This window comes from Streptomyces mayteni, assembly GCF_054783955.1.
On record NZ_BAAGPR010000018.1, the window covers coordinates 90,926 to 104,468 of the forward strand.

A 13,543-nucleotide genomic window follows, 5' to 3' on the forward strand; every position below is an offset into this window, starting at 1 on the left:
CTCCAGCGCGCTACACCGCCCGGGCCGCGGCGCGTCCGGCGGCGCGACCCGAGAAGAGGCAGCCGCCGAGGAAGGTGCCCTCCAGCGAGCGGTAGCCGTGTACCCCGCCGCCGCCGAACCCGGCGGCCTCGCCGGCCGCGTAGACGCCGGGCAGCGGCTCGCCGGCGGCCGTCATGACCCGGGACGACAGGTCGGTCTCGAGCCCGCCCAACGTCTTGCGGGTGAGCACGGAGAGCCGGGCGGCGATCAGCGGCCCGGCCTTGGGGTCGAGGAGCGCGTGCGGCGGCGCCACCCGGGCCAGCCGCTCGCCGCGGAAGCCGCGGGCGTGCCGGATCACCAGGGCCTGCGGGTCCCGGCCGTCCTCGGCGGTGATCTCCCGGTCCCTGTCCTCGATCACCCGCCGCAGCGCGGCCGCGTCGACCAGCTCGGCGCCCGTCACCCGGTTCATGCCGCGGGCCAGTTCGGTGACGTCGTCGGCGACGACGAAGTCGGCGCCCCGGTCGAGGAACGCCCGCACCGGGCTCGGGATCCCGGAACGGATCCGGCCCAGCACCTCGAGCACGCGCTTCCCGGTGAGGTCGGGGTTCTGCTCGGAGCCGGAGAGCGCGAACTCCTTCTCGATCACCCGCCGGCTGAGCACGAACCAGGTGTGCTCGTACCCGGCCCGCCTGAGGTGTTCGAGCGCGCCGAGGGTGTCGGCGCCCGGTATGTGCTCGGCGGGCAGCCGGCGGCCCGTGGCGTCCAGCCAGAGCGAGGAGGGCCCGGGCAGGATCCGGATGCCGTGACCGGCCCAGACCGGGTCCCAGTTGGCGATGCCCTCGGTGTAGTGCCACATCCGGTCCCGGTTGATCAGCCGGCCGCCGGCCCGCTCGGCGACGCCCAGCATCAGGCCGTCCACGTGCGCCGGCACGCCGGTCAGCATCCGCTCCGGCGGAGTGCCCAGCCGTTCCGGCCAGTTGGCGCGGACCAGGTCCTCGTTGCCGCCGATGCCGCCCGAGGTGACGATCACGGCCTGGGCGCGCAACTCGAAGGTGCCAGCCGCCTCACGCGAACTGGCCGTGCCGCGCGGCGCCGAGCTCGGCACCAGCACCTCGCCGGTGACGGTGTCGACGACGCCGCCGGTGCGGCCGAGCCCCGTGACGCGGTGCCGGAACCTGGTCTCGACCAGGCCGCGCTCCTCGGCGGCGCGCAGCCGCGCGACGAACGGTTCGAGGACGCCGGGCCCCGTCCCCCAGGTGATGTGGAACCTGGGCACCGAGTTGCCGCGCCCGCTGTCGTCACCGCCACCGCGCTCGGCCCAGCCGACCACGGGAAAGATCTTGACGCCGCGCTCCCGCAGCCAGGCCCGCTTCTCGCCGGCGGCGAACTCCACGTAGGCCTCGGCCCAGCGGCGCGGCCAGCGGTCCTCCCCTCGGTCGAAGCCGGCGGTGGCGAGCCAGTCGCGGAGCGCGAGTTCGTGACTGTCGCGGACACCGAGGCGCCGCTGCTCCGGGGAGTCGACGAGGAAGAGGCCGCCGAACGACCAGTGCGCCTGGCCCCCGAGGGACGCCTCCGGCTCCTGGTCGAGCAGGATCACCCTGCGCCCGGCCTCGGCCAGTTCGGCCACGGCCACCAACCCGGCGAGGCCGGCGCCGATCACGATGACATCCGCGTCATAACCCATGCGGGCCAATCTATCGGCGAAGACGCCTGGCGGCTTCGCGCCCCGAAGGGCCTCCCGCCGAAGGCGGGCCGGACCCCGCCGAAGGCGCGCGGCCCTGGGCTGGGCCCCGGCCTCCTTCGAAGGCAGGTTTTCCCCCCAACCGGGGCCGCGCCCCGTACCGGCCCGTAGGGCCGCCACAGGCGCGCGGCTTCGCCGCGCAGGCGGCGGCACCGCGGCCGCAGGCCGCCGTTGGCCGCCGCCGAGGCCGTGGGGGCCCGGGGCCGCAGGCCCCAGGCCCCCACCGGTTCGCCAGCGCAGCATCGCCGCGCCGCGCTACCGCAGGTAGGGGCCCGGTTCGCCGATGCGGCCGGGGGCCGTGTTGGGGCCGCCGAGGTCGAGGACGTAGACGCGGAGGTTGCCCTTGCCCGGGGCCGGGACGGTCAGCGTGCCGGCGGTCACCTGCCGGGTGTCGCCGGTGACGGCGTCCACGTACGTACCGTTGGGGACGCCGGTGAACGTCGCGCCGCCGGAGACCGTGACCAGGGCGAAGCTGTCGACGCCCGTCGCCGCGTCGGTGTAGCGGCGTTTGAAGGCCAGGTCGCCGCTGACGCCCTCGGTCGAGTACTGGCCCATCTGGAGGGCGGGGATCTCCCCTCTGATCTGGTTGAGCCGCTGCACGTGCCGGACCAGCGGCTGCCGCAGCGTCTCGGCGACGGGGCCGCTCGCCTCCGCCACCTCGCCGAAGTCGGTGACCGTCAACTCCCCCGCCACGTGGTCGCCGTAGTAGGCGCGGCCTGTGGTGGCGAGCGGGCAGCTGGGGCCGCAGTCGATCCGTTGTCCGGCCTGGAACTCGATCTCCGAGCCGTAGTAGAGGGTGGGGATGCCGCGGAACGTCCACATCAGCGACATGTTCTCGGCCCAGGCGTCGGTGCCGCCCGCGTAGCGGTTGCTCGACTTGTTGGGGCCGTAGTCGTGGCTGTCGACGTAGACGACGTTGTAGGTCGCGTCGTTGGTGGAGTCGTCGGAGTCACGGCCGTTGTGGAACGCGTTGGACGCGTCCCCGAAGTTCATGTGCATCCGCATGTCGATGATGTTCATCCCGGAGAACCGGCCGCGGTCGGGGGCGTGGTAGCTGTTGCCGCGCAGGAAGGCGTTGTCCGTGGTCGGTTGGCCCGCCGGGCCGATGGCCTGTTCCTCCGTGTACTCCTCCAGCACGGCGGTGGCGTCGTCCTGGCTGTAGTCGCGGCGCGGCTGCCAGGTGAAGAACTGCGCCGAGTGGTTGACCGAGCCGCGGTTCCACTTGTCGTTGACGAACGCGGCGACCTCGCCGAAGACGAAGAAGTTCTCGGCCCGTTCGGCGCCGAACCGATCCTCGACGCGGTCGTACATCGCGGGCAGGAAGTGCCGGGTCCACATGACCCGCGGTATGTGGACGGCGGTGTCGAGGCGGAAGCCGTCGACGCCCATGTCGATGAACCGGTTGTAGGCGCCGATCAGGTGCTGTTGGACGCGGGCGTTCTCGGTGTCGAGGTCGGCCAGGTCCTCGTGGAGCCAGCAGCTTCTGGAGTCCTCGCCCTCCCAGTTGCCGATCCAGCAGCGGTGGTAGGTGTCGGCGGGGAAGAGGGAGTTGGTGGGGGCGGGCCACTGGCAGTTGTAGAGGGTGTAGCCCTCGGGGCTCCGACCGCCGGTGGGCGTACCCCAGTTGGGGCATCCGTTGCCGGCCGGCTCCTCGTTCGACCACAGGTCGCCGTTGTAGGGGCGGCCGTTCTCGTCCTCGTCGAGCGGATCGTAGGCGCGCCCGGCCTCCGGCGTGTCGTAGTACCAGTCCCACTGCTCGTCCTGGACGCCGTAGACGGTGGGCGTGTAGAGGCCGTTGGCGCCCCAGCGGGAGCTGTGGTTGTAGACCACGTCCTGGTAGATCTTCATGCCCATCGCGTGGGCGGCGTTGATCAGGTCCTGGTAGGTGGCGCCGGTGGACTCCAGGCGCGGATCGACCTGGTAGAAGTCCCAGCCGTGGTAGCCGTGGTAGTCGTAGTCGGAGCGGTTGAGGACGACCGGGGTGATCCAGACGGCGGAGAAGCCGAGGGCCTTGATGTAGTCGAGCTTCTCGATCAGCCCCTTGAAGTCGCCGCGGAACATGGGGTCGTCGTAGTTGGCGTTGCCGGAGCGCTCGTGCTGGCTGCCGCCCCGGTTGTTGGCGCTGTCGCCGTCGAAGAAGCGGGCGGTGAGGACGAAGTAGATCGGGTCCTGGCGGGGATCGGTGCCCAGCGGCTCGCCCGGCTCGGCCGCGGGCGGCGCGGCGCCGGTGGTGACGGTGACGGCGGCGGTGGGCGCCGAGCGGTTGCCGGCGGCGTCGCGGGCGGTGACCTGGTAGGCGTACTCGGTGTGCGCCTCCAGGCCCTGCTCCGACCAGACGGTGGAGCCGGTGTCGGCGGTGCGGTCGCCGCGGCTGCCGCCGGTGCGGGTGATCCGGTAGCCGGTGACGCCGACGTCGTCGGTGGCCGGCTCCCAGCCGAGCACGACGCCGGTGCCCTCGACGCGGACGGTCAACCCGCCGGGGGTGGTGGGTGGTTCGGTGTCCGGCTCGTACCCGGCGCAGGGGTCGCCGGTCGAGACGACGCCGTCCCGGACGGTGATGTCACCGGTGCCGAGGCGGTAGTTGGCGCCGTTGTTGTTGTCCCAGGTGCCGGCGCCGTTGTTGAAGGTGGCCTGGAGGCCGGCGGCGGCGCCGAGGTCCACCGTCTGCCGTACCCAGCCGGGGCACGCCTCGGCCATCCGCACCCCGGGCACGGTGGTCCAGGCGCCGCCGTCCGGGGCGTAGTGCAGGTAGTGGGCGTTCCAGTTCCTGGACGCCGTGTAGTAGCTGACGGTCGCGGTGCCGGTGGCCTGAACGGGCTCGCCGGCCGCGACGGGGCTGGCGGTGAGGGCGAGGACGACGGCGAGCAGGGCCAGGATCGGGTGTTTCCGAAGGCGGGGTCTCATGTCGGAGCGGCTCTCCTCGCGAACTGGCAGGCCGGTGGGGGGTGGTGGAGTGAGCTGCCGTGCAAGAACTTGCGAAACTTCTTGCAGAGTAGCGAGGGATCCGCCGGCCGTGAACCTGCCGCGCGTGACGGCTTCCCGGCCGCCGGAAACTCAGGTGCGGGCCCGCGGTGCGCTGGTGTGTGATGGGGGCATGGCGATGGAGTCGGGCGGTCCTGGAGTCGACGGTCTCGGCGAGGCGGTGGCCGCGCTGCGGGAGTGGCAGGACGACGGGGCGCCGATGCAGCTGCATCCGGGCGACCTGGGCTGGTTCTGGCGGTTCGGCGCGGAGGCGACGGCCGCGGCGGTCAGGACCTGGCGGCGGAGCGGGCGGCTGCTCGCCGTCGGACTGCTGGACGGTCCCGGGCTGTTGCGGCTCACGACGGCGCCGGACGCCAGGCGGGACGCGGAGTTGGCGCGGCGGCTCGTCGAGGACCTGTCGGAGCCGGGGCGGGGTTTCCTGCCGCCGGGGAAGGCGTACGTCGAGGCGCCGGCCGACGCGCTGGTCCAGGAGCTGCTGCGCGACGCCGGCTGGCACCCCGACGAGCCGTGGACGCCGCTGCGCCGCGATCTCGGGGAGCCGGTGGCGGACCCGGGCGTGCGGATCGAGGTGATCGGGCCGGAGCGGGCGCACGTGCGGGCCGCCGTGCAGCGGGCGTCGTTCGACGGGTCGACGTTCGCCGAGGGGCGCTGGCACGCGATGGCGGCCGGACCGGCGTACGCCGACGCCCGGTGTCTCGTCGCCCACGACGACCGGGGGCACGCGGTGGCGGCGGTGACGGTGTGGTCGGCCGGCCAGGGGAAGCCCGGGCTGATCGAGCCGATGGGCGTGCACCGGGAGCACCGCGGCCACGGCCACGGCACGGCGATCTGCCTGGCCGCGGCGGCGGCCCTCCGGGGGCTCGGCTCGTCGAGCGCGCTCGTCTGCACCCCGAGCTCCAACGCCGCCGGCGTCGCCGCCTACGCGTCGGCCGGCTTCCGGCGCCTCCCCGAGGTCCGCGACCGGCGCCGGGACGGGTAGCGGAGGCACTCACCGGGAGGCGTCCCGCCCCATCGGGCACACTCGTCATGTGATCGGACGAATGTGGCAGGCGGTGCGTTTGTGGTTCGCGCCGTGGCGGGTGCGGGAGGAGGGTGTCACGCCTGACTACCGCTTCTCGCTGGCGAACGAGCGGACGTTCCTGGCGTGGCTGCGGACCGCGCTCGCGCTGGTGGCCGGCGGGATCGCGGTCGACCAGTTCCTGACCGATCTGGCCTGGGGGCCACGCGTGGCGGTGGCCGCGCTGCTGCTGGCCGGCGGGGGGCTGTGCGCGGTGCGGGCCGTGAACCACTGGGTGCGGTCGGAGCGCGCCATGCGGCGCGGCGAGGACCTGCCGATGAGCCGGTTCCCGGCGCTGCTCGCGGTCGGGACGCTGGTGTGCGCCGCGGTGGTGATCACCGCCGTGGTGCTGAGCTGATGGAACGCGATCCCGGGGCGCAGCCGGAACGGACCCGGCTGGCCTGGCGGCGGACCACGCTGGCGTTCGCGCTGGTGGTGGTGCTGGCCGGCCGGACCCTGATCACCGAGGGGGACGGCGGCCCGGCCGCGGTGGTGGGGGTGGCCGGGGCCGCCGTGGCGTGGGTGGGGTTCCTGGCGTTGGCGCACCGCAGGATGCGGGCGCTGACCGGCCGCCGGCCGGCGGCGGCCGGCGGCACGGTGCTGGCGGCCGCCGGCGTGGTGCTCGCCGTGGCGGCGCTGCTCGCGCTGACGCTCAGCGCAGGGTGACGACGTGCACCCCGTCGCGGCCCTGCGGGGCGCCGGGGCTGTCCGCGTTGCTGGTGGAGAGCCAGAGCGCGGTGCCGCCCGGCACGGTGGCGACGGTGCGGAGCCGGCCGAGCTGGCCCTGGTAGTACGCCTGCGGGGTGCCGGCCTCGGTGCCGTTCAGCGGGATCCGCCAGAGCCGCTGGCCGCGCAGCGCGGCCAGGTAGAGCGCGCCGTCGGCGTAGGCGAGGCCGCTGGGGGACGCCTCAGCGGTGCTCCAGGTGCGCCGGGGGTCGGTCATGCCGGCGCGGCCGCAGACGCCCTCGCAGACCGGCCAGCCGTAGTTGGCGCCCTGCGTGATCAGGTTCAGCTCGTCCCAGGTGTTCTGGCCGAGTTCGGCGGCCCAGAGCCGCCCGGCGGCGTCCCAGGCGAGACCCTGCGGATTGCGGTGGCCGTAGGAGTAGACGTGGTTGCCGAACGGGTTGCCGGGGGCCGGGGCGCCGGTGGTGGTGAGGCGGAGGATCTTGCCGTTGAGCGACTGGGTGTTCTGCGCCAGGTCGGTCTGCTGGGCGTCGCCCGTGGTGGCGTAGAGGAAGCCGTCGGGGCCGAAGTCCAGCCGGCCGCCGTTGTGGTAGGTGGCCCTGGCGATGCCGGTGAGGATGGGCTGGTAGCCGCCGATCGCGGTGCCGTCGAAGGTGAGGCGGGCGATGCGGTTGTCGCCGGCGGCGGTGTGGAAGACGTAGAAGGCCCGGTCGGTGGCGAAGTTCGGCGAGACCGCGAGGCCGAGCAGCCCGCCCTCGCCGCCGCTGACGACGTTCGGCACGGTGCCGACGACGGTGCGGGTGCCGTTCGGGGCGAGGCGGACGACGCGGTGGGTGTCGCGCTCGGCGTAGAGCGCGGAGCCGTCCGGCAGCCAGTCCATGCCCCAGGGCACGGACCAGCCGGTGGAGAGCTGGCTGATGGCGGCCGGCGCGGAGAGCGGGGTCGGCGCGGACGGCGCCGCCGGCGCCCCGGGGGCGGCGCCGAGTAACGCGGCGACCAGGCCGGTCGCGGCGAGCGCGGTGGCGACTCGGCGGAGCGTGCGGGCGTGCATGGAACCTCCAGGTGCTTCGAAGGACGGATGTTCACGGCGGTCGATCAGGCCAGCCCCCACGCGTCACCGATCCCACCACCTTGACGATGCACCGTCAATGACGCCGGGTCGGCTCGCTATGCTGCCCGCATGGTGGAGCAGCCGCGGACCTTTGCGTCGCCCGATGCCCTACTGGCCGCCGTCGGCGAGGAGTTGGGGCCGGGCGAGTGGCTGACGGTGGAGCAGCGGGCGATCGACCTGTTCGCGGAGGCGACGGGCGACCACCAGTGGATCCACACCGACCGGGAGCGCGCGGCCGCCGGCCCCTTCGGCTCGACCATCGCGCACGGCTATCTGACGCTGGCCCTGCTGCCGGTGCTGGTGCCCGGGCTGCTGCGGGTCGCGGGGGTGCGGCTGGCCCTCAACTACGGCGTGAACCGGGTGCGCTTCCCGGCCCCGCTGCCGGCCGGCTGCCGGGTGCGGGCCACCGCGAGGATCGCCGCGGTGGCCGAGGTGCCGGGCGGGACCCAGCTGACGCTGGCCGCCGCCATCCACCGGGAGGGCAGCGAGAAGCCGGTCTGCGTGGCGGAGACCGTGACCCGCTACCTCTGCTGACCGCTCCCCCGCGCGCCCACCTCCCCGCCGCCGGCCGGCCGCGGTACCGCGCCCCGGGGTGTGCGGGGCGCCGCCTGGGGCGCGTGGGAGTGCGCCGAGGAGCGCGGGGGCAGGACGGTGGCGTAGAGGCGAGGGTCGTTCATGGCACCACCGTCAACGCGGTGTCGCGCGCCTTTCACGCACGGCGGACCGAAAACCGGCAAAGCAACCCGATCGTGTGATCGTGAGGCAGTTCGGTCGACGCCGATGCCCCCGTGCGCCCTGTCGGGCCGCCCCGGGGCGTGAGACCACAGGACCATGACGAACCGGCGCGGCCCCAACAACCGACTGCGGGCCATGCTCTCCGAGGCCGGCTGGACCCAGGAGGCCCTGGCCCGTGCCGTGAACACGCTGGGCGGCGAGATCGGCACCGTGCTCCGCTACGACCGCACCTCCGTCGCGCACTGGCTCGCCGGCACCCAGCCCCGGCATCCCGTTCCCCAACTGGCCGCCGAGGCGCTCTCCCGGCGGCTCGGCCGGGCGGTCAGCCCGGCGGCCGTCGGGTTCGCGGCCGACGCCCGGGAGGCGCCGCAGCTGGACCCGGTGGCCGGCTTCACCGCGCTGTGCCGCTCGGACAGCGACACGGGCCGGCGCCGGCCGCTGCACCAACGGCCCTACCGCGTCGCGGAGGCGGTGGCGCCGGCGCTGCCGCCGGCGGCACCGGTCGAGTCGCCCGCCCCGCGCGCCGAGGGCACCGCGGCCCTGCACGACGCGGTGGACTTCTTCGCGGCCTCCATCGACACCCACGGCGGCCGGCACGCCCGCAGCGCGCTCGCCGCCTACCTCGCCGACGACGTGACGCCGCTGCTGAGCCAGCGGCGGTCGCGGCGCGCCCGCCGCGAACTGTTCGTGCTCGCCTCGCGGCTGGCCTTCCTGCTGGCCCGGATGTACGAGGACGGGCAGCTGCACGGGGCGGCGCAGCGGTACTACGGCTTCGCCCACCAGCTGGCCGGCGAGGTCGGCGACCGCACCGCCTGGAGCGTGGTGCTGCGGGCGATGAGCGGGCAGGCGCAGCGGCTCGGCCACCTGGCGCCGGCGATCCGGCTGGCGGAGGCCGCCCAGGAGGGCGCCCGCGGCGCGCCCCCCGCCCAGCAGGCCTACGTACAGGCCCAGTTGGCGGTGGTGTTGGGGCTCGGCGGGGATGCCAGGGGTGCGCTGGCGGCGCTCGGCCGGGCCGAGCGCGCCGCCGACCGGGCCACGGCCGCGGCCTCCCCGTTCGACGCCTACCCGGCCGCCGCGCTGCACTTCCAGACCTCGGCCGTGCTGGAGGCGCTCGGCGACCTGCCGGGGGCGCTCGCCGCGCTGCGCAGGGCCGCGGGCGAGCGGTCGGCCAACGACCTCAGGGGCCGGGCCCTCACCCAGGCCAGATTCGGTCAACTGCTGCTGCGCACCGGCCGTCTCGACGAGGCGTGCGTGGCCTGGGAGTGCTTCCTGCACGCGCAGGAACGATTGCGCTCGGGGGACGCGGAGCGCGCGTTGCGCGAGATGCGGCAGGCGCTCCGCCCGTACCGCAACCGGGGCCGTGCGGCGGAACTGCTGGCCAGGACGGTGCAGAGCCGTTGACTTCGCACCCCCCGCATTCCTACGGTCGAACAGAGGAATGACGGGTTCGCTCGGCGGCGGGAGTGCGGAATGGGCACGGTCGGCAACGTGGCAGGCAGTGGCGGCGAGGAAAGGTCGGCGGGGCATCCGCCGACCGGCTTCGGGAACGAGCATCGGAGCGAGGCCGTGCCAGGCGCGCTCCCCGAGGGGCGCAACTCGCCCCAGCGCGCCCCGCTCGGGCTCTACGCGGAGCAGCTGAGCGGCAGCGCGTTCACCGAGCCGCGGGCGGACAACCGCCGCTCCTGGCTGTACCGGATCCGCCCCTCGGCGGCCCACCCGCCGCTGCGCCGGATCGGGAACGGCGGGCTGCGCTCCGCGCCGTTCGAGGAGACCGAGCCCGACCCCAACCGGCGGCGCTGGGACCCGCTGCCCGAGCCGCCGGCCGGCACCGACTTCGTGGCCGGCCTGTGGACGCTGGGTGGCAACGGCGACGTCCGGCGGCGGGAGGGCATCTCGATCCACCTCTACCGGGCCGACTCCCCCATGGTCGACCGGGTGTTCTGCGACGCGGACGGCGAGCTGCTGATCGTGCCGCAGCGGGGCACGCTGCTGCTGCTCACCGAGTTCGGGCCGCTGCGCGCCGGCCCTGGGCACGTGGCGCTGATCCCGCGCGGGGTACGGTTCCGGGTCGAGCTGCCCGCGGGGCCGGCCGCCGGCTACGTCTGCGAGAACCACGGCCGGCCCTTCGTGCTCCCCGAGTTGGGCCCGATCGGCGCCAACGGCCTCGCCGCGGCCCGCGACTTCGAGGCGCCGACCGCCGCCTTCGAGGACGCGGAGCGGCCGGTCGAGGTGGTCACCAAGTTCTGCGGCAACCTCTGGGCCGCCGAGTACGACCACTCCCCGCTCGACGTGGTGGCCTGGCACGGCAACCACGTCCCCTACCGCTACGACCTGCGGCGGTTCAACGTGCTCGGCTCCATCAGCTTCGACCACCCCGACCCGTCGATCTTCACCGTGCTCACCTCACCCTCGACCCAACCCGGCCTGGCGAACGCCGACTTCGTGGTCTTCGCGCCACGCTGGCTGGTCGGCGAGGACACGTTCAGGCCGCCGTACTTCCACCGGAACGTGATGAGCGAGTACATGGGCCTGATCGAGGGCGCCTACGACGCCAAGGCCAGCGGCTTCGTGCCGGGCGGCGGCTCGCTGCACAACATGCTCTCGGCGCACGGCCCGGACCGGGAGACCTTCGAACGGGCCAGCGCGGCCGAGTTGGCGCCGCGGAAGGTCGACGACGGGCTGGCGTTCATGTTCGAGACGCGCTGGCCGGTGACGCTGACCGAGCAGGCCACCAGCTGCGGCCATCTCCAGCGCGACTACGACGCCGTGTGGCAGGGTCTGGAACGCCACTTCTCCCGACGACGGCCGTGAGCACAGCTCTCGACCCGCACAGCCCCGGAGCGACCGCCGTGACCGTCTTCGCCCCCGACTCGCTGGAGCTCAACCGGAAGCTCCCGCTCTGGTACCAGGTGTCGCAGTCGCTCCGCGCCTCGATACTCGGCCGCGCCCCCGAGGCACCGCTGCGGCTGCCCACCGAGGAGCAGTTGGCGGGGCACTACGGGGTGAGCGTGTTGACGATGCGCCAGGCGCTCAAGGAGCTGGAGCAGGAGGGGCTGATCAGCCGGCACCGGCGGCGCGGCACCTTCATCGAGCCGGCAGCCGGCCCCCGGGCGCCGGTGCGGCTGCTCGGCTCGGTCGACGCGATCGTGGCCCAGCAGTCGGGCGAGGAGACCACCCTGCTCGGCCACGGCCCGGCGCCGGTGCCCGGGGAGCTGGCGGGGTTCTTCCCCGACCTGGCCGAGGTGGTGCGCTTCCGCCGGCTGCGCCGGGACCGGACGAGCGGCGAGCCGGTCAACTGGGTGGAGAACCTGGTGCGCCCCGAGATCGCGGCGCGCATCGAGCCGGCGGCGCTGGCGCGGTGGCCGATGACCCGGGTGCTGCGGGACGTGGCCGGGGTGGCGGTCGGCCGGATCACCAACACCGTGCAGGCCAGGCTGGCCGACCCCGAGACGGCACGGCTGCTCGCCGTGCCGCTGCTGAGCCCGATCCTGCACATCACGGGCGTGGAGTACGACGCGTGTGGGCGCGCCGTCGACGTGGCGCGAATCCACTACCGGGGTGACCGGTTCTCGTTCGCGGTGTCGATGGACTCTGTTTCGACGGACTCGACGGTGGACGCGGTACCGGGCGACGCGCCTGTCGAACTCCCCCTGGACGACGGGCCGGACGCCGACTGAGCCACCCGCCGCCGGGCCGGGGCCGGCCCGGCGGTCGGGAACGCGCTCAGGGGTTCAGCCGCGACCGCCGAACAGCGTGCGCCGCAGCCGCCGCAGCGGCGCGAACAGCGAGACGCGCGCCTTCTTGCTGGTCGCGGTGCGCTCGTCGCGCCTGGTCAACTCCCGCATCAGCGAGGTGGCCTCCTCGGCCTCCCGCTGCGACACGGCAGGACCGGAGAGCACGCTCAAGTGGCGATCGAGGCGGGCGCTGCTGGCGCCACTCCCGCAGTTGATGGCAGGCACTCGAGGCGGCCTGCTCCGCACTGTTATCCGCTCCATGACTCTCCCACCCGTACAACGGCACCCGGTCCGGGCAGGGTAACCCTAACGCCCCACAAGTGCGCATGGGTATCCCGGTCCCACCTTTCACCTTTCCCCGCAACGGGGTTGACGAACACGACAAGACATCCGTTCCCTCGTAAACCCGCGCGCGTTACGGCCGGCGGGCGATCGTGACGATCTCGTGGCTGGCCGACGTGAGCGGCGAACCGTCGAAGTCCCCGTACCGCTCGGCCACCCGCAGCCCCGCCTCGGCCAGCGCGGCGTCGAGCGCGTCGGCGTCGAGGAACCGCAACGGGCCCTGGCGGACCAGCTCTTCCGGCCAAGCCGGTCCGCTCATCCGGGTGACGGCCTGGACGACGCCGCCCTCGATCGGCGAGGCGGCCTCGACGGCCATCCGCACGACGGCACCCGAGCCGGCCGGGTCCTGGACGGCCAGCCCGTACTCCAGGCCCCAGCGCTCCCAGCCGCGCACCGCCGGGTTGCGGGTCTCGAAGCCGAACGCGCCGCCCTCGGTGAGGGCGGCGCGCACGGCGGCCAGCGAGTCCCGCACCTGCTCGTCGGTGACCCACTCCTGGAAGGCGTGCCCGGTCATCACCACGAGGTCGAACTCGTCGTCGAAGGAGGTGGTGGAGAGGTCGCCCCTGATCCACTCGACGTCGGTGCGGCGCCGGGCGCGCTCGAGCATGCCCTCGGCCGGGTCGAGGCCGACGAGCCGGCCGGTGTGGCCGGCCTCGCGGGCGTGGTGCAGCAGCATCCCGGTGCCGCAGCCGAGGTCGAGCACGGAGCGCGCCGCCATGACGCGCGGCAGGTAGAAGTGGAAGTCCTCCCGCTCCTCCCAGGGGAAGAAGGCGTCGTAGGCGGCGGCGTAGTGCGGATCGGCGAACGGGGCGTGCGAGTCGTTGGTCACGGGGACAGCCTGAAGAGCGAACGACGCGCACGCCACCGCGTTTCACCCGAAAGGCAACCGCACCCGAAAGACAACCGCACCCGAAAGGCATCAGCAGTCGATAGGCGCAGTGACGCCTCCGGTGCGCCCGTCGGGCCGTGCCGGCCGTTCCAGCCGCAGCACGGTGCCCTCGCCGTTGGCCGAGAGCAGCAGCGCGCCGTCCGGAGCCAGCGCGAGCTTGGCGTACGGCGGCGGGGGCGCCGCCACTCCCGGCGGGGCCGGCGGCTCGGCCCGCCCGGCGGGCGGCGGCCGGCCGACCGGCAGGGGCTCGGCGGCCACCCCGCGCTCGCCCGTGGTCAGCGGGATCGCC

At 74.3% G+C, this 13,543-nt stretch carries 12 protein-coding genes and 1 pseudogene; 7 read left to right on the forward strand and 6 right to left on the reverse strand.

All coding sequences use genetic code 11. The features are described 5' to 3' along the window. Window positions 1-10: 10 nt before the first annotated feature. Complete coding sequence (locus ACYVPE_RS11510) at window positions 11-1,663, reverse strand: FAD-binding dehydrogenase (protein WP_461033394.1); 1,653 nt, start codon at window positions 1,661-1,663, stop codon at window positions 11-13. Between the two features lie 312 nt (window positions 1,664-1,975). Next, window positions 1,976-4,624, reverse strand: a complete 2,649-nt coding sequence (locus ACYVPE_RS11515; RefSeq protein ID WP_461033395.1) for an alpha-amylase family glycosyl hydrolase — start codon at window positions 4,622-4,624, stop codon at window positions 1,976-1,978. 190 nt (window positions 4,625-4,814) lie between these two features. Between ACYVPE_RS11515 and ACYVPE_RS11520 the strand changes: the two genes are divergently transcribed. The 3 genes from ACYVPE_RS11520 (at window position 4,815) to ACYVPE_RS11530 (ending at window position 6,425) form a co-directional block, all read left to right on the forward strand. Then, entirely contained in the window at window positions 4,815-5,681 is an 867-nt protein-coding gene (locus ACYVPE_RS11520) for a GNAT family N-acetyltransferase (RefSeq protein WP_461033396.1), read from the forward strand. A gap of 61 nt (window positions 5,682-5,742) precedes the next feature. After that, window positions 5,743-6,117 carry a YidH family protein gene (locus tag ACYVPE_RS11525; protein ID WP_461033406.1) on the forward strand — a complete coding sequence of 125 codons (375 nt, stop codon included), beginning with the start codon at window positions 5,743-5,745 and terminating at the stop codon, window positions 6,115-6,117. After that, window positions 6,117-6,425 (forward strand): DUF202 domain-containing protein, encoded by a 309-nt coding sequence (locus tag ACYVPE_RS11530; protein WP_461033397.1) that lies wholly within the window; start codon window positions 6,117-6,119, stop codon window positions 6,423-6,425. Before ACYVPE_RS11525 ends, ACYVPE_RS11530 begins: the two co-directional genes overlap by 1 nt. Here the strand turns inward: ACYVPE_RS11530 and ACYVPE_RS11535 are convergent. Next, on the reverse strand, window positions 6,412-7,494 hold the full coding sequence (locus tag ACYVPE_RS11535; RefSeq protein ID WP_461033398.1) for a PQQ-dependent sugar dehydrogenase: 1,083 nt from the start codon (window positions 7,492-7,494) through the stop codon (window positions 6,412-6,414). The two genes, ACYVPE_RS11530 and ACYVPE_RS11535, sit on opposite strands and share 14 nt — an antisense overlap. A 132-nt stretch (window positions 7,495-7,626) precedes the next feature. Here ACYVPE_RS11535 and ACYVPE_RS11540 point away from each other — a divergent pair, with 132 nt between their 5' ends. The 4 genes from ACYVPE_RS11540 (at window position 7,627) to ACYVPE_RS11555 (ending at window position 11,966) form a co-directional block, all read left to right on the forward strand. Continuing rightward, window positions 7,627-8,088: a MaoC family dehydratase gene (locus ACYVPE_RS11540; RefSeq protein WP_461033407.1), complete on the forward strand. Its 462-nt coding sequence runs from the start codon at window positions 7,627-7,629 to the stop codon at window positions 8,086-8,088. 297 nt (window positions 8,089-8,385) lie between these two features. Next, window positions 8,386-9,690: a hypothetical protein gene (locus ACYVPE_RS11545; RefSeq protein WP_461033399.1), complete on the forward strand. Its 1,305-nt coding sequence runs from the start codon at window positions 8,386-8,388 to the stop codon at window positions 9,688-9,690. An 87-nt stretch (window positions 9,691-9,777) separates the two neighbouring features. Next, window positions 9,778-11,100 carry a homogentisate 1,2-dioxygenase gene (gene hmgA / locus ACYVPE_RS11550; protein WP_461033400.1) on the forward strand — a complete coding sequence of 441 codons (1,323 nt, stop codon included), beginning with the start codon at window positions 9,778-9,780 and terminating at the stop codon, window positions 11,098-11,100. Window positions 11,101-11,138: 38 nt separating this feature from the next. Then, entirely contained in the window at window positions 11,139-11,966 is an 828-nt protein-coding gene (locus tag ACYVPE_RS11555; protein WP_461033408.1) for a GntR family transcriptional regulator, read from the forward strand. A 54-nt stretch (window positions 11,967-12,020) separates the two neighbouring features. Here the strand turns inward: ACYVPE_RS11555 and ACYVPE_RS11560 are convergent, their stop codons facing one another. The 3 genes and pseudogenes from ACYVPE_RS11560 to ACYVPE_RS11570 all read right to left on the reverse strand — a co-directional run. Continuing rightward, window positions 12,021-12,284 (reverse strand): hypothetical protein, encoded by a 264-nt coding sequence (locus ACYVPE_RS11560; protein WP_461033401.1) that lies wholly within the window; start codon window positions 12,282-12,284, stop codon window positions 12,021-12,023. 154 nt (window positions 12,285-12,438) lie between these two features. Continuing rightward, on the reverse strand, window positions 12,439-13,194 hold the full coding sequence (locus ACYVPE_RS11565) for a class I SAM-dependent methyltransferase (protein ID WP_461033402.1): 756 nt from the start codon (window positions 13,192-13,194) through the stop codon (window positions 12,439-12,441). A gap of 90 nt (window positions 13,195-13,284) precedes the next feature. Continuing rightward, window positions 13,285-13,543: pseudogene (locus tag ACYVPE_RS11570) on the reverse strand (hypothetical protein); the annotation flags it as partial.